This window comes from Mesorhizobium sp. WSM4308 (genome assembly GCF_002294905.1).
Lineage (GTDB): Bacteria > Pseudomonadota > Alphaproteobacteria > Rhizobiales > Rhizobiaceae > Mesorhizobium.
This window is the reverse complement of the sequence record NZ_NSFW01000003.1, coordinates 231,391-256,555: the sequence shown is the minus strand read 5'-3', so window position 1 is coordinate 256,555 and position 25,165 is coordinate 231,391. Positions and strand designations below refer to the sequence as shown.

24 protein-coding genes and 1 tRNA gene are annotated in these 25,165 nt (G+C 63.2%); 17 read left to right on the top strand and 8 right to left on the bottom strand.

Annotation, left to right across the window (positions count from 1 at the left end; genetic code table 11):
• Positions 1 to 148: 148 nt before the first annotated feature.
• The 3 genes from CK227_RS07015 to tkt form a co-directional block, all read right to left on the bottom strand.
• Entirely contained in the window at positions 149 to 2,032 is a 1,884-nt protein-coding gene (locus tag CK227_RS07015; RefSeq protein WP_095772133.1) for a potassium/proton antiporter, read from the bottom strand.
• A 196-nt stretch (positions 2,033 to 2,228) separates the two neighbouring features.
• Positions 2,229 to 3,239 (bottom strand): type I glyceraldehyde-3-phosphate dehydrogenase, encoded by a 1,011-nt coding sequence (gene gap, locus CK227_RS07010; RefSeq protein WP_095772134.1) that lies wholly within the window; start codon positions 3,237 to 3,239, stop codon positions 2,229 to 2,231.
• A gap of 211 nt (positions 3,240 to 3,450) precedes the next feature.
• Positions 3,451 to 5,442 (bottom strand): transketolase, encoded by a 1,992-nt coding sequence (gene tkt / locus CK227_RS07005; protein ID WP_095772135.1) that lies wholly within the window; start codon positions 5,440 to 5,442, stop codon positions 3,451 to 3,453.
• Between the two features lie 262 nt (positions 5,443 to 5,704).
• Here tkt and CK227_RS07000 point away from each other — a divergent pair, with 262 nt between their 5' ends.
• The 4 genes from CK227_RS07000 (at position 5,705) to CK227_RS06985 (ending at position 8,188) form a co-directional block, all read left to right on the top strand.
• Positions 5,705 to 5,977: a DUF4164 domain-containing protein gene (locus tag CK227_RS07000; RefSeq protein WP_006200774.1), complete on the top strand. Its 273-nt coding sequence runs from the start codon at positions 5,705 to 5,707 to the stop codon at positions 5,975 to 5,977.
• 10 nt (positions 5,978 to 5,987) lie between these two features.
• On the top strand, positions 5,988 to 6,350 hold the full coding sequence (locus tag CK227_RS06995; protein ID WP_010911917.1) for a cell division protein ZapA: 363 nt from the start codon (positions 5,988 to 5,990) through the stop codon (positions 6,348 to 6,350).
• 163 nt (positions 6,351 to 6,513) lie between these two features.
• Positions 6,514 to 7,173 (top strand): peroxiredoxin, encoded by a 660-nt coding sequence (locus CK227_RS06990; RefSeq protein WP_010911916.1) that lies wholly within the window; start codon positions 6,514 to 6,516, stop codon positions 7,171 to 7,173.
• A gap of 154 nt (positions 7,174 to 7,327) precedes the next feature.
• On the top strand, positions 7,328 to 8,188 hold the full coding sequence (locus CK227_RS06985; RefSeq protein ID WP_245318088.1) for an MBL fold metallo-hydrolase: 861 nt from the start codon (positions 7,328 to 7,330) through the stop codon (positions 8,186 to 8,188).
• An 85-nt stretch (positions 8,189 to 8,273) separates the two neighbouring features.
• On the opposite strand, the gene rpoH is transcribed toward CK227_RS06985, so the two are convergent.
• Positions 8,274 to 9,185 (bottom strand): RNA polymerase sigma factor RpoH, encoded by a 912-nt coding sequence (rpoH, locus tag CK227_RS06980; protein ID WP_095772137.1) that lies wholly within the window; start codon positions 9,183 to 9,185, stop codon positions 8,274 to 8,276.
• 212 nt (positions 9,186 to 9,397) lie between these two features.
• Positions 9,398 to 10,453, bottom strand: a complete 1,056-nt coding sequence (locus tag CK227_RS06975; RefSeq protein WP_095772346.1) for an RluA family pseudouridine synthase — start codon at positions 10,451 to 10,453, stop codon at positions 9,398 to 9,400.
• Between the two features lie 25 nt (positions 10,454 to 10,478).
• Between CK227_RS06975 and CK227_RS06970 the strand changes: the two genes are divergently transcribed.
• From CK227_RS06970 to CK227_RS06960, 3 genes are all read left to right on the top strand, one after another.
• Positions 10,479 to 10,862, top strand: coding sequence for a fimbrial protein (locus CK227_RS06970; RefSeq protein WP_095772138.1), 384 nt, complete (start codon positions 10,479 to 10,481; stop codon positions 10,860 to 10,862).
• A gap of 31 nt (positions 10,863 to 10,893) precedes the next feature.
• Positions 10,894 to 11,301, top strand: coding sequence for a VOC family protein (locus CK227_RS06965; RefSeq protein ID WP_095772139.1), 408 nt, complete (start codon positions 10,894 to 10,896; stop codon positions 11,299 to 11,301).
• 91 nt (positions 11,302 to 11,392) lie between these two features.
• Positions 11,393 to 11,467: transfer RNA gene (locus CK227_RS06960), tRNA-Glu, on the top strand.
• A gap of 38 nt (positions 11,468 to 11,505) precedes the next feature.
• On the opposite strand, the gene CK227_RS06955 is transcribed toward CK227_RS06960, so the two are convergent.
• A complete protein-coding gene (locus tag CK227_RS06955; RefSeq protein ID WP_095772140.1) occupies positions 11,506 to 11,877 on the bottom strand; it encodes a hypothetical protein in 372 nt (123 codons plus the stop codon).
• 648 nt (positions 11,878 to 12,525) lie between these two features.
• On the opposite strand from CK227_RS06955, the gene CK227_RS06945 reads away from it, so the two are divergent.
• The 4 genes from CK227_RS06945 to CK227_RS06930 all read left to right on the top strand — a co-directional run bounded on the left by CK227_RS06945 (position 12,526) and on the right by CK227_RS06930 (position 15,432).
• Positions 12,526 to 12,915: a hypothetical protein gene (locus CK227_RS06945; protein WP_210421431.1), complete on the top strand. Its 390-nt coding sequence runs from the start codon at positions 12,526 to 12,528 to the stop codon at positions 12,913 to 12,915.
• 400 nt (positions 12,916 to 13,315) lie between these two features.
• Entirely contained in the window at positions 13,316 to 13,897 is a 582-nt protein-coding gene (locus tag CK227_RS06940; protein ID WP_095772141.1) for a VOC family protein, read from the top strand.
• 29 nt (positions 13,898 to 13,926) lie between these two features.
• The gene (locus tag CK227_RS06935; protein WP_095772142.1) at positions 13,927 to 14,802 is read left to right on the top strand and encodes a glutathione S-transferase family protein; all 876 of its coding nucleotides are present in this window, start codon (positions 13,927 to 13,929) and stop codon (positions 14,800 to 14,802) included.
• A gap of 258 nt (positions 14,803 to 15,060) precedes the next feature.
• The gene (locus CK227_RS06930) at positions 15,061 to 15,432 is read left to right on the top strand and encodes a hypothetical protein (RefSeq protein ID WP_095772143.1); all 372 of its coding nucleotides are present in this window, start codon (positions 15,061 to 15,063) and stop codon (positions 15,430 to 15,432) included.
• A 26-nt stretch (positions 15,433 to 15,458) separates the two neighbouring features.
• Here the strand turns inward: CK227_RS06930 and CK227_RS06925 are convergent, their stop codons facing one another.
• On the bottom strand, positions 15,459 to 15,674 hold the full coding sequence (locus CK227_RS06925; RefSeq protein ID WP_095772349.1) for a hypothetical protein: 216 nt from the start codon (positions 15,672 to 15,674) through the stop codon (positions 15,459 to 15,461).
• Between the two features lie 230 nt (positions 15,675 to 15,904).
• Here CK227_RS06925 and CK227_RS06915 point away from each other — a divergent pair, with 230 nt between their 5' ends.
• Positions 15,905 to 16,141, top strand: a complete 237-nt coding sequence (locus tag CK227_RS06915; RefSeq protein WP_095772144.1) for a hypothetical protein — start codon at positions 15,905 to 15,907, stop codon at positions 16,139 to 16,141.
• 29 nt (positions 16,142 to 16,170) lie between these two features.
• Here CK227_RS06915 and CK227_RS06910 read toward each other — a convergent pair whose 3' ends face one another.
• Positions 16,171 to 16,524 carry a hypothetical protein gene (locus tag CK227_RS06910; RefSeq protein WP_245318089.1) on the bottom strand — a complete coding sequence of 118 codons (354 nt, stop codon included), beginning with the start codon at positions 16,522 to 16,524 and terminating at the stop codon, positions 16,171 to 16,173.
• A 182-nt stretch (positions 16,525 to 16,706) separates the two neighbouring features.
• Here CK227_RS06910 and CK227_RS06905 point away from each other — a divergent pair, with 182 nt between their 5' ends.
• The 5 genes from CK227_RS06905 (at position 16,707) to pstB (ending at position 25,154) form a co-directional block, all read left to right on the top strand.
• Entirely contained in the window at positions 16,707 to 20,876 is a 4,170-nt protein-coding gene (locus tag CK227_RS06905) for a PAS domain-containing protein (protein ID WP_095772146.1), read from the top strand.
• Between the two features lie 517 nt (positions 20,877 to 21,393).
• Positions 21,394 to 22,449: a phosphate ABC transporter substrate-binding protein PstS gene (gene pstS / locus CK227_RS06900; protein ID WP_095772147.1), complete on the top strand. Its 1,056-nt coding sequence runs from the start codon at positions 21,394 to 21,396 to the stop codon at positions 22,447 to 22,449.
• 66 nt (positions 22,450 to 22,515) lie between these two features.
• On the top strand, positions 22,516 to 23,499 hold the full coding sequence (gene pstC / locus CK227_RS06895; protein ID WP_095772148.1) for a phosphate ABC transporter permease subunit PstC: 984 nt from the start codon (positions 22,516 to 22,518) through the stop codon (positions 23,497 to 23,499).
• Between the two features lie 3 nt (positions 23,500 to 23,502).
• The gene (pstA, locus tag CK227_RS06890; protein ID WP_095772149.1) at positions 23,503 to 24,354 is read left to right on the top strand and encodes a phosphate ABC transporter permease PstA; all 852 of its coding nucleotides are present in this window, start codon (positions 23,503 to 23,505) and stop codon (positions 24,352 to 24,354) included.
• A complete protein-coding gene (gene pstB / locus CK227_RS06885) occupies positions 24,351 to 25,154 on the top strand; it encodes a phosphate ABC transporter ATP-binding protein PstB (protein ID WP_095772150.1) in 804 nt (267 codons plus the stop codon). The genes pstA and pstB overlap by 4 nt, the downstream gene beginning before the upstream one ends.
• The last annotated feature ends 11 nt before the right edge of the window (positions 25,155 to 25,165 follow it).

Below are 25,165 nucleotides of genomic sequence, written 5' to 3'. Positions count from 1 at the left end.
TTTCCTCGAAAAATCGCCGGGACCATACCCCGCATCGGTGCCGATGCAAGGCTTTGGCCGCGGCGCGGTGCGAAATTTTGAGGCGGGCGCGAACATAGTCCGTGAAGATCGCCCCATGATGCCGGGGCAAGGCAAACGATCGCTCTTTTCAGCTCCCTGTCGTGGCCTTTTCAACCGGCGGCTCGGGCGGCTCATCTTTTTGGGCTGCCGCCTCCTGCGTCTCGGTCGGCTTGCGCCAATTGCGGATGAAGGCGCTGAGACGGTCGCCCATCTCGCCGGCGCTCAGGAACACCGGCACCCGCGCCACCGGCGCGGTCGGCTCGAAGGAAAGACCGAGACCCGTGATCCTGCCCTTGTCGTCGACATCCCTGACGATCAGCTCGATCGAGCCGATCAGCACCCGATCGGCATATTCGGCATGGCCGCCAAGCCGCGCCGTGACCAGAGCGCCGACGGTGAGCTTCTGCTCCGCCTCGGTCAGGCCCGGCGCGTAGGCTGCCTCTAGCTCGGCGGCGGAGCGCGCCGGGTCGACGGCGAAGGCGCCGAAGAAATCGGCGTCTTCCGGGTCGACCACCGCGCGGCTGGCGAAAAGCTTGTCGAGCAGGCGCGGATAGCGGTCCGGCACGAAGATGTAGACCTGGTCGCCGGCGGCGAGCCGGCCCATGTCCTGAAAGCGCATCGAGCGGCCGTCGCGCAGCACCAGCGAGGGCCGCGCCCAGCGCGGAATGCGCTCGCCGCGCGCCACCGGGCTGCCATGCGCCACGCGATAGGCGAGGAGCTCGTGGTGGGCGGAGCCGGGGAGTTCGAGTTCGACCTTGTCCAGCGGTCCGAGGCGCGCCGGCACGATGAGGCCGAGGCGACGCGCCAGCGGGCCGACCGTCCAGCCCTGGATGACAAGCGACACCAGCACGATGATGAAGGCGGCGTTGAAGATGGTGCGGCCGTTCTCAAGCCCGCCAAGCAATGGGGTGATGGCGAGCAGGATCGAGACGGCGCCGCGCAGGCCGACCCAGGAGACGAAGGCGACTTCGGGGCGCGGCAGGCGGAACGGGATCAGGCAGAGCCAGACAGCGATCGGGCGGGCGACGAACATCAGGAAAAGGCCAAGCGCTATCGCCGGCACCATGATCGCCGGAAATTGCGAAGGGGTGGCGAACAGGCCAAGGATCAGGAACATGATGATCTGCGCCAGCCATGACATGCCGTCCTGGAAACGCTTGAGGATGGTGACGGCGCGGATGTCGGAATTACCGGCAATGAGGCCGGCGATATAGACCGCCAAGAAACCGGAGCCGCCGACGGCGCCGGCGGCGGCGAAGACCATCAGCGACAGCGTCAGCACGAAGATCGGCAGCAGGCCGTGGTCGAGATTGAGCCGGTCGACGAGACGCACGATGGCAAGACCGCCGAGTGCGCCGATGATGGCGCCAAGGCCCATATTGACGAGGAAGCCGAGGATCAGGCTGGTGACCAGGACATTGGTTTCGGGGTTGGCGTGGGCGGCGATGACCTCGACCAGGGTGATGGTCAGGAAGATGGCGATCGGGTCGTTGGTGCCGGATTCCACTTCGAGCGTCGAGCGGACGCGCTCGCGCAGATTGATCTCGCCGGCGCGCAGCAGGAAGAACACCGCCGCGGCGTCGGTCGAAGCGACGGCGGCGCCGAGCAGGAAGGATTCCAGCCAGCTGAGGTCAAGCAGATAGTAGGCGGCCGCGCCGAACAGGCCGGTGGTGAGAAGCACGCCGAAGGTCGCCAGCGAGAGCGCCGGGCCTGCCGCCTGCCGCAAGGCGTTGAGCGGTGTACCGAAGCCGGAATCGAACAGGATGACCGCCAGCGCCAGTGAGCCGGCAAAATAGGCGATGCGGGCATTGTCGAATTCGATGCCGAGGCCGTCGGTTCCGGTGGCGAGCCCGATGCAGAGAAAGAGCAGCAGGAGGGGGGCGCCGAAGCGGAAGGCGATCAGGCTCGAAAACGCGGCGGCGACAACGAGCGCCGTGCCGACCAGTGTGACGAGATAGATCGCATGCTCCATCCGTGACTTGCCCCTCGAATTCCTCTGTCTTCCCGATTACGCGAGAGTGGGGCGAAGGCATGACCAGTGCAAGGCGCGGGGGTGGTTTTTTACCCTATGCCGCTGATTTTCGACGGTTTTGCGATTGCTGCTTCGGCAAACGAAAAACGCCCGGTCAAAGCCGGGCGTTTCGATGTCGCGAGACGGAGCCCCGCGATCAGGCGATGGTCTTGCCGAAGGCGACGGCGGTGTCGCCCATGCGGTTGGAGAAGCCCCACTCATTGTCGTACCACGACAGCACCGAAACGAAGTTGCCGTCCATCACCTTGGTCTGGTCGAGCGCCATGATCGAGGAGTGCGGATCATGGTTGAAGTCGATCGAGACGTTCGGGTGATGGGTGACGCCGAGGATGCCTTTCAGCTTGCCGTTGGAGGCGGCGATGACCGCTTCGTTGATTTCCTGCACCGTGGTGGCGCGCTTGGCGATGAACTTGAAGTCGACGACCGAGACGTTGGGGGTCGGCACGCGGATCGAGATGCCGTCGAGCTTGCCCTTGAGGTCGGGGAGCACGAGGCCGATCGCCTTGGCCGCACCGGTCGAGGTCGGGATCTGCGACAGCGCCGCTGCACGGGCGCGGTAGAGATCCTTGTGCATGGTGTCCAGCGTCGGCTGGTCGCCAGTGTAGGAATGGATGGTCGTCATCATGCCTTTTTCGATGCCGACCGTCTCGTGCAGCACGGCCGCCAGCGGCGCCAGGCAGTTGGTGGTGCACGACGCGTTCGAGATGACGATGTGGTCCTTGGTCAGCTTGTCGTGGTTGATGCCGTAGACCACGGTCAGGTCAGCGCCATCGGCAGGTGCGGAGACCAGCACGCGCTTGGCGCCGGCGGTCAGGTGCGCGGCGGCCTTGTCACGGGCGGTGAAGATGCCGGTGCATTCGAGCGCGATGTCGACGCCGAGCTCCTTCCACGGCAGCTGCGTCGGGTCCTTGATGGCGGTGACCTTGAACTTTTCCCTGCCGACGGTGATCTGGTCGCCGGACACCGACACTTCATGCGGGAAGCGGCCATGCACGCTGTCGTAGCGCAGCAGGTGCGCATTGGTCTCGACCGGGCCGAGATCGTTGACGGCGACGACGTCGATGTCCTTGCGGCCGGATTCATGGATGGCTCGCAGGATGTTGCGGCCGATGCGGCCGAATCCGTTGATGGCAACTCTGACGGTCATTTTTCTCTCCCTGGGAGCTGGAAGGCTGACGATGGGTCCGCAGCTTCATAGCGGCGGACGGGCAAAGAATCCAGCCAAAGCGATGTAGATTTAAATCGATTAGGTTGGGCCAGTCCGGCGAAATCGCTTTGCGCGGTTTCGCCGGGGCGTTTTTGTTTGGTGCCTGCCGTCATCCCAAACCGCGACACAGTTTTGGGCGGCCTGCACAGCCTTACTTGGCGTGCAGGCGGGCTTCCACCGCCTTGGCCGCTGCCTCGGCGGTGATGCCGAAATGCGGGTAGAGCTGCTCGATCGTGCCGGAGGCGCCGAAGCCGGTCATGCCGACGAAGATGCCGTCCGAGCCGATGAGATGATCCCAGCCCTGGCGGATGCCGGCCTCGATCGCCATCTTGATCGGCGCGTTGCCGATCGTCTTCTTGCGGTAGTCGTCGCTCTGCTTGTCGAACAGCTCGAAGCAAGGCACCGACACGACGCGGGTCGGGTGACCGTGCTTCTCGAGCAGGTCGCGGGCGCCGAGGGCGATCTCGACCTCGGAGCCGGTGGCGAAGATCGTCACCGCCGCCTCGCCGCTGGCCGCGGCCAGTTCGTAAGCGCCCTGGCTGCTCAGGTTCTTGGCCGAATGCTCGGTGCGCACGGTCGGCAGGTTCTGGCGGGTCAGCGCCAGCGTCGACGGCGTCTTTTCGGATTCGAGCGCGATCTGCCAGCATTCCGCGGTTTCCACGGCGTCGGCCGGACGGAAAACATTGTGGTTGGGAATGGCGCGCAGGGCCGCCAGATGCTCGACCGGCTGGTGGGTCGGGCCGTCTTCGCCCAGACCGATGGAATCATGGGTCATGACGAAGATCGAGCGGATGCCCATCAGCGATGACAGCCGCATCGACGGGCGGGCATAGTCGGAGAAGCACATGAAGGTGCCGCCATAGGCGATGAGGCCGCCATGCAGCGTCAGGCCGTTGATGGCCGCCGCCATGCCATGCTCGCGGATGCCGTAGTGGACATAGCGCTGGCCATAATCGTCCGGCGTGATGTTCTTGGTCTGGCTGGTCTTGGTGTTGTTGGAGCCGGTCAGGTCGGCGGAGCCGCCGATGGTTTCCGGCACGGCGCCGTTGATGACCTCAAGCGCCATTTCCGACGATTTGCGGGTGGCGACCTTCGGCTTGTCGACCGAGAGCTTCTTCTTGTAGTCGGCGATGACGGCGTCGAAATTGGACGGCAGCTTGCCGGCGAGGCGGCGCTCGAACTCGGCCTTCAGCTTCGGCTCTGCCTTGGCGAGACGGCCCTCCCAGTCAGCCCGCGGCTTGGCGCCGGCCTTGCCGGCGGCGCGCCAGGCATCGAGGATGTCGGCCGGAATCTCGAAGGGCGGCGAGCCCCAGTTGAAGAATTTGCGCGCGCCGGCGATCTCGTCGGCGCCGAGCGGCGAACCGTGCGCCTTGTTGGTACCGGCCTTGGTCGGGGCGCCGAAGCCGATGGTCGTCTTGCAGGCGATCATCGTCGGCTTGTCGGAATGGCGGGCGGCCTCGATGGCATAGGCGATGGCTTCCGGATCGGTGCCGTCGATATGGCTGGCGTTCCAGCCGGAGGCCTGGAAGCGGGCAACCTGGTCGGTGTTGTCGGCGAGCGAAACCGGGCCGTCGATCGAGATGTTGTTGTTGTCCCAGAAGACGATCAGCTTGTTGAGCTTGAGATGTCCGGCCAGCGCGATGGCCTCCTGGGAAACGCCTTCCATCAGACAGCCGTCGCCGGCCAGCACATAGGTGTAGTGGCTGACGAGGTCGTTGCCGAAGGCGGCGTTCATGATGCGCTCGCCGAGCGCGAAGCCGACCGAATTGGCAAGGCCCTGGCCGAGCGGGCCGGTCGTCGTCTCGATGCCGGCGGCGTGGCCGTATTCGGGATGGCCGGCGGTCTTGGAGCCGAGCTGGCGGAAATTCTTGATCTGGTCGAGGGTCATGTCCTCGTAGCCGGTCAGATAGAGCAGCGAGTAGAGCAGCATCGAACCATGACCGGCCGACAGGATGAAGCGGTCGCGGTCGGCCCAGTGCGGGGCCTTGGCGTCAAATTTCAGGAAGCGAGTGAACAGCACCGTGGCAATGTCGGCGCAGCCCATGGGCAGGCCGGGATGGCCGGAATTGGCCTTCTCGACGGCATCCATGGAGAGAAAGCGGATCGCATTGGCCATCCGGTCATGTTGTTCACGCGACGTCATGGTTCCTCCAAAGGTGGGGGTTTGGGGGCTTGGGAGCGCCCTTGAAAAGGTGCGCGACACATAGCAGGCGCGGGCTTTTAGTCAACAAATCGGGCGCAGATTTGCCGGTCTTGTGATGCTGGCCGCGGCCCTACATTAGCGTTAGCAGGGGACAGTCGTGAGAGCTTTGTTGACGTTGCCTTCACCCGGTGCCTAATGTTTCAGGGATAACGCGTTCTGAACGCGAACGATTCGGTGATGGGCAGGGCACAGGACGAAGGCCATGACCGGGGAAACCACACTCAAGGAAGTCATCGCCAGGCTCGGCAAGGCCATCGAGGGGCTGGAAAACGCCGTCGCGGCCAAGCTGGAGCATGAACGCGATTACTCGGAAGCCGAGGCCGAGGTGCAGCGGATGAATGCCGACCGCTCCCGGTTGGCGCAGGAACTCGACAATTCCGAAGCGCGCGCCGAGCGGCTGGAGGACGCCAACAAGGAAGTATCGCGACGGCTGGTGACCGCCATGGAAACCATCCGCGCCGTGTTGGACAGATAGGAGCTGGCCCATGGCACAGGTCACGGTTTCAATCGACGGCAAACAGTATCGGATGGCCTGCGACGAAGGCCAGGAAGAGCATCTGATCGACCTCGCCGAACGCTTCGACCGTTATGTCTCGCATCTGAAGGATTCTTTCGGTGAGATCGGCGACCAGCGGCTGACCGTCATGGCCGGCATCATGGTGATGGACGAACTCTCGGAACTGCAGAAGCGTGTCAAGGGCATGGAAAGCGAAGTGCTGACCTTGCGCAAGACGCGCGACGAGGCGCTGACCAAGGCCGACAAGAGCGACAGCGTGCTGACCAACGCGCTTGGCGCGCTGGCGCAGCGGATGGAAGATCTCGCCACGTCGCTGGCCGTGAAATCCTAGACTTTAGCGACGCCGACAGCGAAATTTCCACATTCCCCAGGAAAAGGCGAAAATTTTTCGCGGCCTGCATCACTGGCGGCGACCTGACCGTTTTGAACGTCGCCGATGGAGTGATAAAAGGGTGGCAGCCCGCCAACAGGCGGCATTCACAGGGGTAGGAACCATGAGCCTTCGTATCAACGACATCGCGCCGGATTTCACGGCCGAGACCACGCAGGGGACGATCAGCTTTCACGACTGGATCGGTGACGGCTGGGCGATCCTCTTCAGCCACCCGAAGAATTTCACACCGGTCTGCACCACCGAGCTCGGCACGATGGCCGGGCTGGAAGGCGAGTTCAAGAAACGCAACGTCAAGATCATCGGCATCTCCGTCGATCCTGTTGCCAGCCACGACAAATGGCAGGCCGACATCAAGACGGCGACCGGCCAAACGGTGCACTATCCGCTGATCGGCGACAAGGACCTCAAGGTCGCCAAGCTCTACGACATGCTGCCCGCCGGCGCCGGCGAGACCTCGGAAGGCCGCACGCCCGCCGACAACGCTACCGTGCGCTCGGTCTATGTCATCGGGCCGGACAAGAAGATCAAGCTGGTGCTGACCTATCCGATGACCACGGGCCGCAACTTCGATGAGATCCTGCGCGCGGTCGATTCCATGCAGCTCACCGCCAAGCACCAGGTGGCGACGCCGGCAAACTGGAAGCAGGGTGAGGACGTCATCATCACCGCCGCCGTTTCCAACGAGGATGCGATCAAGCGCTTCGGCGCCTTTGACACCATCCTGCCTTATCTCAGGAAGACCAAACAGCCGTCCGCCTGAAACGGGGCGCCGGAACGGTTTTTGCCTTTTCCACCCAGGCGGGCCAAGTCATGCTTGACTGGCCCGCCTGGGTGGATAACCATGCTCCTGTTGGAGCTTGGCGGAGAAAATCGTTCCTGCTGGCTGGGTTGGGGAGTTCGGGTTGGACTTGGCTTTGGCAAAACCTGAGGTCAGGGGCTTTTACGACAAGCCGACCGGGGCCATTCAGTATGTCGTCACCGATCCGGCGACAAGGCGATGCGCCATCATCGACCCGATCCTCGACTTCGATGAGAAATCCGGCGCGACGGGAACGAAGAGCGCGGATGCCCTGCTCGATTTCGTCAGGGAGAACGGGCTGGAAATCGAGTGGATCCTCGATACCCACCCGCATGCCGATCATTTCTCGGCAGCGCATTATCTGAAACGGAAGACCGGTGCGCAGACCGCGATCGGCAACAGGATCGTCGACGTCCAGAACCTGTGGAAGGCGATCTACAACTGGCCGGATTTTCCCGCCGACGGTTCGCAGTGGGACAGGTTGTTCAGGGAAGGCGAGACCTTCCTGGTTGGAACAGTCCCGGTCAAGGTGCTGTTCTCACCCGGACATACGCTGGCCTCGATCACCTATGTGATCGGCAACGCCGCCTTCGTGCACGACACGCTGTTCATGCCCGACAGCGGCACGGCGCGAGCGGATTTCCCCGGCGGCAGTGCCGCGCGGCTGTGGCGTTCGATCCAGGACATACTGGCGCTGCCCGATGAGACGCGCGTCTTCGTCGGCCATGACTATCAGGCCGGTGGCCGCGAGCCCTTGTGGGAGAGCACGGTTGGCCAGCAGAAGGCCAGCAATATCCATCTCGTTGCCGCGCGCAGCGAAGCCGAATTCGTGGCGCTGCGCGAGGCTCGCGACAAGACGTTGCCGATGCCACGGCTGATCCTGCACGCGCTGCAGGTCAACATGAATGGCGGCCGGCTGCCGGAACCGGAAGCCAATGGCCGGCGGTATCTGAAATTTCCGCTGGATGCGCTTTGAGGCGATCGTGACACCGGCCGAGGTTCACGAAAAAGGCGGCGCCAGTTTCCTGACGCCGCCTTGATGTTTTGTCGCCGAAGCTGGCTTAAGCCGCCGGCTGTGCCTCGATGGTGCGCAGCGCCTGGGTCTGGCGCTTGGCGGCGGCCTTGACCGCATCCTGCACCTTCTCGAAGGCGCGCACCTCGATCTGACGCACGCGCTCGCGGCTGATGTCGAACTCGGCCGACAGCTCTTCCAGCGTCAGCGGCTCCTCGGCGAGGCGACGGGCCTCGAAGATGCGCCGCTCGCGCTCGTTGAGCACGGCAAGAGCGCCTGACAGCATGCCGCGCCGGTTTTCCAGCTCGTCCTGCTCGATCAGCATCTCTTCCTGGCTTTCGTGGTCATCGACCAGCCAGTCCTGCCATTCGCCGGATTCGCCTTCCGTCGCCCGGATCGGCGCGTTGAGCGAAGCGTCGCCCGACAGGCGGCGGTTCATCGACACCACCTCTGCCTCGGTAACGTTCAGCCGCGTCGCGATCTCGGTGATCTGGTCGGGCTTGAGGTCGCCGTCATCCAGCGCCTGGATCTTGCCCTTCACCTTGCGCAGGTTGAAGAACAGACGCTTCTGGTTGGCGGTCGTGCCCATCTTGACCAGGCTCCACGAGCGCAGGATGTACTCCTGGATCGAGGCCTTGATCCACCACATGGCGTAGGTCGCCAGGCGGAAACCGCGCTCGGGTTCGAATTTCTTGACGGCCTGCATCAGGCCGACATTGCCTTCCGAGATCACCTCGCCGATCGGCAGGCCGTAGCCGCGATAGCCCATGGCGATCTTGGCGACGAGCCGCAAATGGCTGGTGACGAGCTTGTGCGCGGCGGACGTGTCTTCATGCTCGGCATAACGCTTGGCGAGCATGTACTCTTCCTGCGGCTGAAGCATGGGAAAGCGGCGGATTTCTTCCAGGTAGCGGCTGAGGCCGCCTTCGCCGGAAACAATGCTAGGTAGTGACTGGGCCATGATAGCGCCCCCTCTCTATTGGAGTGATGCCCCCGAAACGCGGCGGGCATGTGACGCGAACACCAAAAGGCTCGCTCGCGACATAAAGGTCTTATACAGGAACAAAACCAGAAACGACAGGCATTTGTTCAACACGAAACAGTGTGTCACGCTGAAGTGAACAATGCCAGTCAAGTTTTTTGATGGTCGATTTCGAGCTTGTTGATGGCGGGTCAGAGATGGCGAAAGCCGCCGACGAGTTCCTCCATGTCCCTCGGTATCGGCGCCTCGAACCTCATCGTCAGATGGGTATCGGGATGGCGAAATGCAAGGAGCCAGGCATGCAAAGCCTGCCGGGAAAATGCCCCGACCTGACTTTTCAGGGGTTCCGGCAGCCGGTTGGCCTTGGTGCGGAAGGCCTGGCCGTAGTCGGGGTCGCCGATGACCGGGTGGCCGATATGGGCCATATGGACACGGATCTGGTGGGTCCGGCCGGTTTCCAGCCGGCATTCGACCAGGCTGGCGGTGGCGAATTCCTGCTGTCTTTCGCCGAAACGCTCCTGAACGGCAAAGTGGGTGACGGCGTGGCGGGCATCGTCGCGGCCTTCCGGCACCACGGCGCGGCGCACCCGGTCGGCGGCGCGGCCAAGCGGCGCATCGACCGTTCCGGTCGGCCGCTGCGGTATGCCCCAGACCAACGCCAGATAGGCGCGTTCGAGATCGCCGGTCCGGCCGTGATCGGCGAAGGCTTCCGACAGCGCCTTATGGGCGCGGTCGGTCTTGGCCACCACCATGACGCCGCTGGTCTCCTTGTCGAGGCGGTGGACGATTCCCGGCCGGCGCACCCCGCCAATGCCCGACAGGCTGTCACCGCAATGATGGATCAACGCGTTGACCAGCGTGCCGGTCCAGTTGCCGGCGCCGGGATGCACGACCAGTCCCGCCGGCTTGTTGATGACGATCAGCGCGTCGTCCTCATAAAGCACGTCGAGCGCGATGGCCTCGCCCTGCGGCGCGGCCGGCTCCGGTTCCGGCATGGCGACCGACACGCGTTCGCCCGCGATCATCCTGCGCTTGGTCTCGTCGGCCGGCTCGCCGTCGACGCTGACGGCGCCTTGCCTGATCAGCATCTGCACGCGGCTGCGCGACATGTCAGGGCCGAGGCTGGCCGCCAGCCACTGGTCGAGGCGCTGGCCGGCCGCATCCGCGCCCACCACCAGCACCGTCGGCTCGGCCGCGATGAATCGATCCTCTATCAATTCGGGGGCCTGTTCGTTATGAGCGCTCATCGAAAACCGTTCCGGAATATTTGCCATGGCCCGGCCCGATGCCGACGAAGATCAGGAAAAGCCGCTCGACCCCGAGGTCGAAAAGATGCGTGGCAAACTCGTCCGCTTCATGGCCATCAATCTCGGCCTGCTGTTGCTGGCTCTTATGGTGGTGATCGCGGCGATTGTCTACAAAGCCCGCAAGGCACCGCCGGCAAACCCGCCGCTGGCCGGTGACATCCAGGTACCGGCCGGCGAACCGCTCAGCGGCGACATCGTGCTGCCGGTCGGGGCGAAAGTGGTCAGCCAGTCGCTGTCCGGCAATCGCGTCTCGATCGACGCCGAGCTTGCCGACGGCGGCCGTGCGATCTTCGTCTATGATATCGCCGAGCGCCGCCTGATCGGGCAGTTCGCAATTCGCAACAAATAGGCCGGCCGCAACCAATGAATGGACCTCTGGCATGACAGGCTCCGCCGGACATCGTCGCGTCGCGACCGTGGCGCTGATCGTCGCCAACTATGACGAGGCGATCGCCTGGTATGTCGGGCGGCTGGGTTTCCTGCTCCTCGAGGATGTCGATCTCGGCGGCGGCAAGCGCTGGGTTACGGTAGCGCCGGCCAACGGGCAGGGCGCCCGGCTGCTGCTGGCCGAGGCCGCGGATGAGGCGCAAAGGCAAAGCATTGGCAACCAGACAGGCGGCCGGGTCTTCCTGTTCCTCGAAACCGACGACTTTGCGCGCGACCATGCGGCGATGCTGGAAAAGGGTGTCGAATTCCGCGAGGCGCCGCGTTTCGAACCCTATGGCACGGTCGCGGTTTTCGCCGATCTGCACGGCAATCTCTGGGACCTGATCGAGCCGAAACGCTAGGCTTGCGGCCAGCTTTTCTTGGATGTGGTAAAGCTGGCCAAACCCCAGTTGCTTTTTCCCAGCCATCAGCCTATATCGCCGGTTCTTGAGCGCGCCCATCGTCTAGCGGTCAGGACACCGCCCTCTCACGGCGGGAACAGGGGTTCGATTCCCCTTGGGCGTACCAAGAGACTCAATGATTTAGCTGAATGTGGATCAAGACCGTCAAGTAACGGTCAAATATGCTGTCTGGTCGATACCGCTCAGGGGGTTGCCCAGGTGGGAACTGCGGGTGGCGGCTAGCGGCCGGCGTCCCCTTCGCCGTAACGTGCGATGGATTTCCTCGGTCAGGCTGTTGTTGACCTCGACGAGCCGGTGCACCTCATCCTGGATTTTCAAGAGCGCTTCGGCATCCTTGTAGGTCTGCGGCGCCTGCTTGTCTGAGGCGGCGACCGAAGCCTTTTGGCCAACCATGATTACCGACAGCAGCACCAGCTGCAAAAATGTCTGCGCGATCCAGGCGATCAGCGTCGCTACTCCGACCTGGATGGCAGCCGGCAAGCTGATGAGGGCGATCCCCGCAAAGACATAGCTCATGCCCGTGAGGTGAGGTCCGACCTTCTCGCGGCTGATACTGGAAACACAAGTCGGCCACGCGCCTAACCTGGCGCTTAAGCCGGCCGACGGTGAAGCGGGCATATGCCCAATGGACTACCTCTAATAGTACCTGTGGTGGTGGTGGTAATAGTGCCTATGGTGATAGTAGTGTCTATGGTGGTAATAGTACCGTTGCGGGTAGTAGTAGCGGTGGTAGTACCTGTGGTGGTATCGGTAGTATGGGCGATATGGCTCGTAGTACGGGTCATCGTAGTACGGACCGCTATAGCGATAGGGGAAAGGGAACCCTCCGAAACCACCATAATAGCCGCCAAAGGGCGAGAAGAGGAACTGCGCCTGGGTCGGAGAAGCGACGGCTGCTGTGGTAGCAAACGCGAGCACGGATACGAGTATCAGCTTCCTCACGGTTACCTCCATCGGTTCGATCGTAAATAACGCGAACGCCGGTCGAATCGTTCCTTTCCTTATGTTCAGTAGGTTCCAGGTGAATCGCCTCCATCACGTCGCTCACCTTGCGCGAGGAAGGCACAGGGATGATGATGACAGCCCGCAGCGCTTCCCCGGTCGTATCGATCGAACAAGACCTGCGCCGACTTCCAAGGGCCTGTCAAAATAGATGTTGCCTCCATGATCGACACACCCAAGCGTCAGGATCCCGATGAGACCAACGAGCCGGGTTTCCAGGCGACCGAGGCGCGCAGAGTTCCCTTGCCGGTCGGCTACCGACAGGGTGTGATCTCCGCCATCACCGTATTGCTCGGGTTTTCGCTTCTTTTCCTGCGCTATTGGAATTTCGAAGCTGATGGCGGATGGACGACGGCCTCGATCCTGGCGACGCTCCTGCTCGCCCTGGCCATCGTCCTCCAACTCGTCGCATTGTGGCGTTCGCTGCTCCCGCGCGACGACGACGAGCCGGTCTATCAGGTCACGCTGCGCTGGTTCCTCGCCTCGATCATCGCTCTCCTTGCGGGCGTGCTGCTTGCCGGGCTGACCGCTTCGCACGTCTTCAATCATTGATCGGGGCTCATTCCGGGCTGCTCGACCATCGGCTTTTGCGCCGCAAGGTCGTGCAGGCGAATGCACGGAAAAGCCCCGCCGACCGGGAGTCAAGCGGGGCCCTTGGAGTAGCCGCAAAAGGGGACTGGCTTCGGACTACTCATAGATCCGTAGGATCATTTTTCAATGTAGTCCTCAAGATGAGATGCCGCATCGGCCGAATAGATGAAGGAAACAGCCTTATCCAAATTTCAAGGCGATATCGCCGTCCTGCAACGATGGGACCTGCGGCTTCTGGCGCGGCGGGGCCGATTGCATTAGCATCACGTCATGGATTTCGAGGGCACGGCTCAGGCGGCGCGCAGAACGCCTGGTGCCAGGCAGATCCTGACGACCAATCGATGCCGCGGGGAGAAGGCCAATGCAGAAACTGCAAGCACAAGGCGTCCACCACATCACCCTTGTCGGCGCCGGGCGCCAGACCTCGATCGATTTCTGGGAAGGCGTGCTCGGCATGCCTTTCGTCTTCGAGCAGCCCAACCTCGACAAGGCCAGCGAGAGCCATCTCTATTTCGATCCGGGCGACGGCCGGCTGATCACCATCTTCACCGATGAAAGCCGCGTGCCGCTGAAGCGGCGCACGCCGACCGATCCGGGCTGCGTCCACCACATCGCGTTCGCGGTGTCGCGGGTCACCTTCCTGCAGGCGGTCGCCCGGCTCGACGAGCGCGGCATCAAGCACAGCGGCGTCAAGGATCGCGGCTTCATGGATTCGATCTATTTCGAGGATCCGCTTGGCCTTTTGATCGAACTCGCGTCCTACCGCTTCGAACCGCCGGCGGGTTTCACTCATGCCGATGTGCTGATGCAGGCGCACAGGCTGCGTGTCGGGCGCGGCGACTACAATATCGCCGAGGTGCATCTTGCGGACGCGATCCAGGCGCTTGTCGAGAGCTCCCGCGCGACCTTGTCGGATGACCGGGCGCCGAAGAATCCATACTGACGGCCAACGAAACAAAGGGAGGACAAAAAATGGCAAAGACAGTGACCAAGAGTGCTGGGAAATCGGCTGCCAAGGCAAAGGCAAAAGCGAAGCCGGCGGTGAAGGCAGCCGCAAAGGCTGCGCCGAAGGTGGCCGCGAAAGCCGCGGCAAAACCGGCGGCGCAAAAGTCGGCGGCCAAGACCGCCAAGGCCAAGTTGGCGAAAAAGCCGGCGTTGAAGCTCAGCATGCTGAAGCCGAGCGTCAACAACATGACGGTGCGGGTGTTTGCTCGCGCGGCCGGCTTCGACGCCGCCGAGACCGACGCCTGGGGCCACACGCGTTCGCCCGAATATCTGGCGCGCAATCCGGCGCATCTGACGCCGATGATCGAGGACAAGGGGTTGCCCAGGGGCGTGCTCTGGGAAAGCTGCGCCATCATGCAGTATCTCGCCAACAAGCACGGGCTGGAGAAATTCTATCCCAAGGCGCCGGCCAGACGGGCGATGATCGACAGCGCCATGTTCTATCTGATCGGCACGCTCTACCCCTATGTGGCCCGCGCCACCTATCCGGCGCTGGGTTTCCCGCAATATGCCGGCGAGGTCGGCCACAGCGATGCCCATCCCGACAAGAAGTCGGAAGCGCAGAAGGCCGCGATGGCGGCGATCGCCGAGCCGCTGGAGGTCTTCCACAGCTTCTTCAGGGACGGCAAGCCGTTCATCGGCGGTACGAACCCGTCGATCGCCGACATAAGGCTGGCGGCGACTCTCGAATTCCTGGCGGTCATCGACTACCCGCTGCCCAAATGGGCGCAGGAGTACATGGCGGCCATCGAGAAGAAGCTCGGCAAGGCCTATGCCGAGCCGGCCGGCGACGTGCGCGGCTATATCGCCTATGTGCGGTCGCAGGCGAAGGCTTCAGCTTAAGGATTCGTTAACCAAAGCCCTGTCTACTGGCGGGAATTCACCGCGCGACCACGGATGTACTGGCGCATTATCGGTGGAAGGAAAGGTCGGCTCCGTGCCGGCCTTTTTTGCTTTTTCGGACCCCATGCCGGGACCTCGCGCGGCGATGATAGGGCCGCGCCGGAACGTCAACTTTTCGCGTCGGGATATTGTCATCGCCGACGTTGCCTCTAACATCCCGTTGAGCGGATCCGGCTTGGAATAAGATGAGGGCTTGCGATGAAATGCGTGGCGGCAATGCTGACCATCGCCGGTGGAATGCTGGCTGGGACGCTCCTGCCTGCACAAGCAGCAGTGCTCAACACAATGGATGATGTCGGGGACGCGATCCAGGCATGCTGGACGCCGCCGGCGGACGCGGGTAATTCCACAGTAACCCTGAGTTTCAGCTTCAAGCGCGACGGCTCGCTGATCGGTCCGCCGCGGCCGACCGCCGCCAAGGTGACCGGCGATGACAAGGCGCGAAAAGCGTTCATCGACGCGGCCATCGCCGCCGTCAAGAATTGCACGCCTCTGAGTTTTTCACCGGCTTTGGCGCAAGGCATTGGTGGCAACGTCTTCACGTTGCAACTGGTTTCCCCAAAGAAATAGCGGCTGGCGCGGCCGCAGCCAATTGCTCAGTGGCTCGGGCGCCGTGCCTTGGCGTGCCGCCCCAGATCCGGGGTCTCGAAGACATAGTCGCTCCAGGCCGATTCCGGGATGTGCCCGGCCAGATAGCACTCAAGCAACAGGTTTTCCTCGGGATTGAGCGGTCGTGGCGCGCGCTCGTGGTCCAGCCCGAGAGAATGAAGAAGGTCTCTTGTCAGTTCCGATACCGTGAAGTGGATCGACATCTGCGTTCTCCCTATGCCTTGAACGCGGCAGTCAGGCAAAGGTTCAGCGTCAAGCTTCGGTAACATCGGATTGATCGTTCGCTCGGGCAGCCCACGGCCCGGCAATTCCGATAGTCGCCGGCCCGGGACAGGCGCTGCAGCGCGCCGTCATGATGAAGCCGGCTATGGGGCCCGTCTGGAACGGAGGGGCGCTCACGGCGTTGTGATCGACATCAGCCGGGAGAAAAGCCATGGCCACGTTCAGGGAAATGCGGGTTCTGGAGATCGTCGAAGACGGCTCCCTGACCCATGACGAGAAGGTCGCCGAACTGCGTAAGATCGAATCCGAGGCGCGCGGCCTGCAACGGGCCGCGTCGGAGAGTTCCATGGGTGATGATGACGGCTGGCAGGACGATTTGCGCCAGGTTCGCCTTGCGCTCGACAAGCTTGGCGCGAAGCAACCGAAGAAGGGCGCGGCATCGCTGTAAGGCTGCGGGGAACTCTCCCCGAATTGCGCCTATTCGCAAACCATGCGAACGCGCTCGCCTGGTGCGCTCACGTTCCTGCATGCCAGTTGTTTTTCCGGGCCCGACGGCGGGGGAGGCGGCGGTGAATATCGCGTCTGATGCCGTCTGTGCCCGGCAGGTTTCGAAACCTTGCGTTCGGCAAATTGTCCGGGCGGCTGTGGCGGCACCGGAAAGGCGCCGTTGTCGGCCGGCGGCGTGTAGTCGACATTGGGTGGCGGCCGGTCCCAGAAGCGCCTGGCGTCGAGCGGCCGCGGGATGATGACCGTGCCGTCATAGCTGCGCGCACAGCCACTGCCGAAAAGCAGCGCCACGCCCAGCAAGAAAGGCCCTATCCGTCGATACATTAGCAACACCCCTGCGCGGCTTATAACGCGGCCTCGGGCCGCCCGACAACCGGACGGAATAACGCAGGAAGAGCGTGCCGGTTGCGCCGTTAAGGTTAGCGGATCGTTAATGCTTCTCGGGCACATTCCGCCGACGAACCGCGGAGGGAGGGTTCGGCCTTGATTTTCGGGGTGGGGACAGGATGGCGGAAGCGGACGAAGTCGGCGCGCGCGGCAAGCGTGGGCCCGAAAAGCCAGTGCATCGCGGCGACGCGCCGCCACGCGCGGACATGGATTCGCCCGACGCGCTTCGCCAACTGCTCGATGCAGGCTCGGACTGGGTCTGGGAGACCGATGCCGAACTGCGGTTCTCCTGGCTTTCACCCACCTACCAGGCGGCCACCGGCATCGATCCGGCTGATGTGCTGGGTCGGTTCCGCTTCGATTTCCTCAACCAGGTCCTGAAGGGTAACCACAGCGCGACGGCGCATCTGGAGGACCTGCAGGCGCGCCGGCCGTTCCGCGACTTCGTCTATGAACTGAAGGGAGGCGGCGCCGCCTGCCGCTGGGTGCTGACGTCAGGCTTCCCACGGTTCGACAACGAAGGAAAATTTGCCGGCTACCGCGGCATAGGCCGCAACGTCACCGCATTGGCCGGCGCCTTCGAGACCATGGAGCAAAACCGGTCGTCGGGCAGCGATCCCGACCGGCATCTTGCCGACCTCGAACGGACGATGGACGCCATGCACATGGGCGTCGTGCTGCTCGATGGCAAGCTCGACACGCTGATCGTCAACAAGGCCTATCGCGACCTGTCCAGCATTCCGGACGGGGTTGTAACCGTTGGCGCTCCCTTCAGCCAGTTGATGGAACTCAACCGCCGCAACGGCATCTATGGCGATATCGACGAACAGCAGTGGCAGCGCTACCTCGCCGGCCGTATCGAGGAGATTCGCGCCGGCTCCGTCGCGCCTCGCGAATTTGTCCATGCCGGCGGCAGGACGATGATGTTCTCGGTGACGGCGCTGTCCGGCGGCAAGCGGCTCTTGACCTACTATGAGGTTACCGAACTCAAGCGTCGCGACGCCGAGATCGAAGGCGCCAACGCCAAAATCGCCGAGACCCTCGTCAATCTCCGCACCATGGTCGATGAGATGCCGATCGGTGTTCTCGTGCTGGATGCCGATATGCGCGCCGAAGTCATCAATCGCGCCTTCTACGACTTCTGGAGGATCGATCCAGGCCGCGCCGGGATCGGCTCGGCCTTTCGCGAACTCATGGAAGCCAGCCGCGCCATTGACCCTTACGGCGCCGATGACGCTGCCTGGCAACGTCATACCGCCGAGCGCGAAGCCGAAATCAGGGCCGGCGTCGCCGGCTCCAGACAATTGCCGCACAATGACGGGCGCACGCTTGTCGCGTCGCTGGCACCGCTGCCCGGCGGCAAGCGGCTCATCTCCTATGTCGACGTCACCGACATGAAGGGGCGTGAGACCGAGGCACAGGACGCACGCAAGTACCTAGCCAGCGTGCTGGAATCGCTGCCGGCCGGCGTCATCATCTACGACCGCGACGACAAGTTCGTCTTCGCCAACCGCAAACTGCAGGACACGCTGCCGGCGCTGAAGCCCTTCTGGCAGCCTGGCTGCAGCTTCCGCGAGGCGCTGGAATTCGGCCAGTCGGTCGGCTATTTCCGCTCGAGCGGCGATGCCGGGATCGACAGGCTGTACGGGGTCGAACCCGAACGCTGGCTCGACAGCATACTGGCCCGCTACCACCTGCCGAATTCTTCCTACGAGCGCCTCAATGCCGATGGGCGCTGGTACCAGGTCTACGACATGCGCACCGATGACGGGACGTTCATCGGCGTGCGCGTCGACATCACCGACATCAAGAGCCGCGAGGCGGCGCTGCGCGACTCGATGCGCCAGATCGATCTCTTCCGCCACGTGATGGACGAGTTGCCGGTGGCCGCCTTCATCAAGGCGCAGGACCTGAGCATCGAATTCGTCAACAAGGCTTGGTGCGCGCTGACCGGCATCGCCAAGGAAGACGTCATCGGCCGGACCGACCGTGAGCTGTTCGGCACACAAGACGCGGAAGGCTACAGCCATGACGACACCCAGGTCGTCGTAACCGGCAAGGGCCTCGAGGTCGAAGAACCTGTCACCCATAGCGACGGCACGGTGCGGCAGTTGATGACGCGCAAGAGCCGCCTGGTGGCGACAGACGGATCGGTGCATCTGGTCGGCTCCAGCACCGATATCACCGACGTCAAGGCGCGCGAGAAGGCTCTGGAAGAGAGCATGCGCGAGAACGAGGTGTTCCGCAGCCTGATCGACAATGTACCGGTGTCGATCTACGCCAAGCGCTCCGATCTTAGGCAGTTCTATGTCAACAAGGGCTGGTGCGATCTGACCGGTCTCAGCAGGGAAGATGCGATCGGCAAGACCGACATCGAGATTTTCGGGGAGGACGGCGAGGCTTTCGTGGCCGGCGATCTCGCCGTGCTGCGCACCGGCGACACCCAGGAGGTCGAGGAGACGGTGCGGCTTGCCGACGGCAGCGTCAGGCATCAGTTCGCGCGCAAAGGCGCGATGATCGCGTCGGACGGTTCGCTCTACCTGATCGGATCGACCACCGACATCACAGAACTGAAAATGCGCGAGGCGGAGCTCAGCGAGGCGCGCCAGCGTGCCGTGCTCGCCGACCGCGCCAAGTCGGAATTCCTCGCCAATATGAGCCATGAGATCCGCACGCCGATGAACGGTGTGCTGGGCATGGCTGAACTCCTGGCCAAATCCAATCTCGATCCCAAGCAGAAAACGTTCACCGACATCATCGTCAAGTCGGGCAACGCGCTGTTGACGATCATCAACGACATCCTGGATTTCTCCAAGATCGATGCCGGCCAGATGGTGCTCGATCCGGCGCCCTTCAACCTTGCCGAGGCGATCGAGGACGTGGCGACGCTGGTGTCGACACGCGCCAAGGAAAAGGATCTCGAACTCATCGTGCGTGTCGAGCCGAGGCTCGAAAGCCTGTTCATCGGCGATGTCGGCCGCATCCGGCAGATCGTCACCAATCTGGTCGGCAATGCGGTGAAATTCACCGACGAAGGCCATGTGCTGGTCGACGTGACCGGTGAGAGGGTTCCGACCGGAACCAGGCTGACGATCTCGGTCACCGACACCGGGATCGGCATCCCCGAGGAAAAACTGAAGCTGGTGTTCGAAAAATTCAGCCAGGTCGACACCTCCTCGACACGTCGGCACGAGGGCACCGGGCTTGGCCTTGCCATCACCTCACGGCTGGTCGAACTGATGGGCGGCACCATCGGCGTCGAGAGCGCCGAGGGAAAGGGCTCGACCTTCTGGTTCACCGTGACGCTGCCCAGGGCCGGACAGAGCGGGCAGCGCATCATGCCGGTGGATGTGACGGGCGCACGCGTGCTGATCGTCGACGACAATGCCGTCAACCGGGCCATCCTGACCGAGCAGATGACCTCGTGGACGTTCGATTCCTGCGCGGCCGAAAGCGGCGCGGAGGGCCTCAAGGTGCTGATCGCGGCCGCCGCCTATGGCGTGCGTGTGGATTGCGTCGTGCTCGACTACCAGATGCCCGAGATGAGCGGCGCCGAAATGGCGCGTGTCGTGCGCAGCACCGAAGGCCTAGCCGACACGCCCATCATCATGCTGACCTCGGTCGACCAGTCGCTCGCCAACACCAGCTACCGCGATCTCGGCATCGACGCCCAGCTGATCAAGCCGGCGCGCTCCTCGGTGCTTCTGGAGACGCTGGTGGCGACTATCCAGCGTCATCGCCACGCCACGGACAGCCAGGCCGTCCAGCCGCTCGCAGCCGAAAGGCCCAATGCTCCCCAGCCGCCGCCGCTGGCGCTGTCCGAACAACGCGCGCAATTGCAGCCGCCGCCGGTTCGGCCTCGGCTGCCCGTCACTGGCGGTGATGGACACAGGCTGGATATACTGGTGGCCGAGGACAATGAGGTGAACCAGATGGTCTTCACCCAGATCCTTGGCGAGACCGGCCATGGTTTCGAGATCGTCGGCAATGGCCGCAAGGCGCTCGAGGCTTTCGGCAAGCTCAATCCATGCATGATCCTGATGGATGTCTCGATGCCGGAGATGAGCGGGCTCGAGGCGACCGCCGCGATCCGCCGGCTGGAGCAGGAAACCGGCACGCATGTGCCGATCATCGGCGTGACCGCGCATGCGCTCAAGGGCGATCGCGAACGCTGCCTAGAGGCGGGCATGGACGACTATCTGCCCAAGCCGATCAGCCCCAGGGCCCTGCTGGACAAAGTCGAGCGCTGGCTCGGCGCCGGCCGCCAGGTCCAGCGCAACGCGGGATAGCACGGCGTCGCCCGGTTCCAAGGATCCGAATCAATCGCGGATGATGCTGCTACCCCTGCGTGCAATGCCTATGGTGCGATCGCACCATACCAAAGCCGGCGCCGAGCCGGGACAATGGCAAAATCGAATTCCGCCCCTTGCAGTTACGGGCGGGAGCAGCGACCGCCGGCAACAAACAGCGTCAACCTACCCCAACGGACCTGTTTTTGGCGATGGCCCGGCCATGACACGCTCTGGCCTTGAGCAACGCGCTCCCGTCCGGATTTTCTTCATCCGAGAAAGCCCCGTCGAATCCGGCGGCGGCTCCGGCCGGTGGATGGCTCAAGTCCCTGATTCCGGGCGCAAACCCGGATCAGGCCACGGCCATCCGACGCGACCGCCTTTTGCACAGCCGGCGACGCGTTACCGGGCTGACACGAAACTGTCATGCGACTGTAATAATCCAAGGCTATTGGCCTCAGCGGGCGCTGGTTTGGAATGGCGCCGAGAGACCATCTTCCGAACAGGAGCAGGCCACATGAGACATTTCATCCGCTCGGCGGCCGTTGCGATCGCAATGGCTACAGCGTCTACCTTCACCCTTTCCGCAGCCATCGCAGCTGATCTTTCCGGCGCTGGCTCGACCTTCATCTATCCGGTGTTCGCCAAGTGGGCCGACACCTACAAGAAGGACACCGGCATCGGCCTCAACTATCAGTCGATCGGTTCGGGCGGCGGCATCAAGCAGGTCATCGCCAAGACCGTGACCTTCGGCGCCACCGACAAGCCGATGTCCGACGCCGATCTGGAAAAGAACGGCCTCGTGCAGTTCCCGATGGTGATGGGCGGCATCGTGCCGATCATCAACCTGACCGGCGTCAAGCCGGGCGAACTCGTCCTCGACGGCAAGACGCTCGCCCAGATCTATCTCGGCGCCATCACCACCTGGGACGATGCCGCGATCAAGGCGCTGAACCCCGGTCTCACCCTGCCGTCGACCGCGATCGCCGTCGTGCATCGTTCGGACGGCTCGGGCACCACCTTCAACTTCACCAACTATCTGGTGAAGCTCTCGCCCGACTGGAAGGACAAGGTCGGTTCGGACTCCGCCGTCGAATGGCCGACGGGCGTCGGCGCCAAGGGCAGCGAAGGCGTTGCCAACACCGTCAAGCAGACGGACGGCGGCATCGGCTACGTCGAATACGCCTATGCCAAGCAGAACAACCTGTCCTACTCCAAGATGCTGAACGCAGCCGGCAAGGTCGTCGAGCCGTCGCTCGAATCCTTCGGCGCTGCCGCTTCGAATGCCGACTTCAAGGGCGCCAAGAACTTCAACGTCATCATCACCAACGAGCCCGGCGACACCACCTGGCCGATCGCTGCCTCGACCTGGGTCCTGATCCACAAGGCTCCGGATGATGCCGCTGCCACCGGCGAAGCCCTGAAGTTCTTTGCATGGGCCTACAAGGACGGCAAGGAAACCGCCAAGGCGCTCGACTACGTCTCGATCCCCGACAGCGTCGTCGACCTAGTCAAGGCTTCGTGGAAGGCCGACATCCAGGCCGGCGGCAAGCCCGTCTACGTTGGCGAGTAACATCCTTCAAAGGAGCGCCGCGCCCGCGGCGCTCCTTTTCCTTCAACCGAAAGAGCCGAGCTTGACATGAGCGCTGTCCAGGAAGCCTTGCCAGCCGTTAGAAGTTCGCGCGATGCCACCGTTCGACGGTTCGCACTGACCGACGCAATCTTCCACGCGACAACCCGCGCCGCCGCGATATTGGTGCTGGTCCTGCTCGGCGGCGTTGCGATCTCGCTGTTTGCCGGTTCCTGGCAAGCCCTGTCGACCTTCGGCTTTTCCTTCCTGACCAGCGAAAGCTGGAACCCGGTGACGGAGAAGTTCGGCGCCCTGGCACCGATCTACGGCACCATCATCACCTCGGCCATCGCCATCCTGATCGCCGTGCCGCTCGGCATCGGCATTGCCATCTTCCTCACCGAGCTTTGCCCACGCCCGCTGCGGCGTCCGATCGGCATGGCGGTTGAACTGCTGGCGGGCATCCCTTCGATCATCTACGGCATCTGGGGCCTGTTCGTGCTGGCGCCGTTTCTGCAGACGACGGTGCAGCCCTTCATCATCAGCGTGTTCCACGGCATTCCGGGCCTCAACAGCCTGTTCGCAGGCCCTCCTTACGGCATCGGCCTGCTGACCTCGGCGATGATCCTGGCCATCATGATTCTGCCTTTCATCACCTCGATCACCAAGGACGTCTTCGATACGGTGCCGTCGGTGCTGAAGGAATCGGCCTATGGCATCGGCTGCACGACCTGGGAGGTCACGCGCCGGGTCGTCATTCCCTACACCCGCATCGGCATCATGGGCGGCGTCATGCTCGCCCTCGGCCGCGCCCTCGGTGAAACGATGGCGGTGACCTTCGTCATCGGCAACGCGCACCGCATCTCGACGTCGCTGTTTGCGCCGGCAACGACCATCTCGGCGACCATCGCCAACGAATTCACCGAAGCGGTCGGCGACCTCTACACTTCCTCGCTGGTCGCGCTCGGCCTCATCCTGTTCGTTATCACCTTCCTGATCCTTGCCATCGCCCGCTACATGCTGATGCGCATCGACGCCCGCACGGGAGCCTGACCGATGTCGACGGCCGCATCGCTTCACCAGAGCCGCAAGCGCAAGAATGGCGTGATGATGGCGCTGTGCGTCATCGCCGCCTGCATCGGCCTTGCCTGGCTGGCGTTGATCCTTGGCGCCTTGCTCTACAAGGGCCTGGCCGGCGTCTCCCTCTCGGTCTTCACGGAAATGACGCCGCCGCCCGGCGACGCCGGCGGCCTGCTCAACGCCATCTACGGCAGCATCGTGATGACCATCATCGGCATCATCGTCGGCACGCCGATCGGCGTGCTGGCCGGCACCTATATGGCCGAATATGGTCGCTTCTCGAAGCTCACCACGGTGGTGCGCTTCATCAACGACATCCTTCTGTCGGCGCCGTCGATCATCATCGGCCTGTTCGTCTATGAGCTGATGGTGCGGCCGATGGGGCATTTCTCGGCGATCGCCGGTGCCGTGGCACTCGCCATCCTGGTCATCCCCGTCGTCGTGCGCACCACCGAGGACATGCTCAACCTGGTGCCCAACGCCTTGCGCGAAGCCGGCACCGCGATCGGCGCGCCGCGCTGGGTGGTCATCCGCTCGGTTGCCTATCGTGCCGCGCTTTCGGGCATCGTCACCGGCATATTGCTGGCCATCGCCCGCATCTCCGGCGAAACCGCACCGCTTCTTTTCACGGCGCTGAACAACCAGTTCTGGTCGAGCAATCTCAACGCGCCGATGGCCAGCCTGCCTGTCACCATCTTCCAGTTCGCTCTCAGCCCCTATGAGGAATGGCAGCAGCTGGCCTGGACCGGTGCACTCATAATCACATTGACGGTTCTCGCGCTCAGCATCTTTGCGCGCAGCCTGACCGGACGCAGAGAGGACAAATGAGCCAGATGTTGTCTCCAGACATGACGATCGCCGCAGAGGCGGCGACCAAGGCCAAGATCGAGGTCAAGAACCTCAATTTCTACTACGGCCAGTCGAAGGCGCTGAAGGACATCACGCTGTCGCTGCCCGAGCGCAGCGTCACCGCCTTCATCGGCCCGTCGGGTTGCGGAAAGTCGACGCTGCTGCGCGTCTTCAACCGCATCTACGAGCTTTATCCCAAGCAGACCGCCGAGGGCCAGGTGCTGCTCGACGGCCAGAACGTTCTCGACCGCTCGCAGGACCTCAACCTGCTGCGCACCAAGATCGGCATGGTGTTCCAGAAGCCGACGCCGTTCCCGATGTCGATCTACGAGAACATCGCTTTCGGCGTCAGGCTCTACGAGAAGATCAGCAAGGCCGAGATGGACGGCCGCGTCGAGCAGGCGCTCAAGCGCGCGGCACTGTGGACCGAGGTCAAGGACAAGCTCAATGCTAGCGGCCTCAGCCTGTCGGGCGGCCAGCAGCAGCGGCTGTGCATCGCCCGCACCGTGGCGGTGAAGCCTGAAGTCATCCTGCTCGACGAGCCTGCCTCGGCGCTCGACCCGCTGTCGACCGCCAAGATCGAGGAGCTGATCGACGAGCTGCAGGCCGACTATACGATCGTCATCGTCACCCACAACATGCAGCAGGCGGCGCGCGTCTCGAAGCAGACCGCCTTCATGTATCTGGGCGAACTGGTCGAATTCGACCGCACCGAGAAGATCTTCACGTCGCCCCGCGAGAAGCGCACGCAAGACTACATAACCGGCCGCTTCGGCTGATCGCACGCATA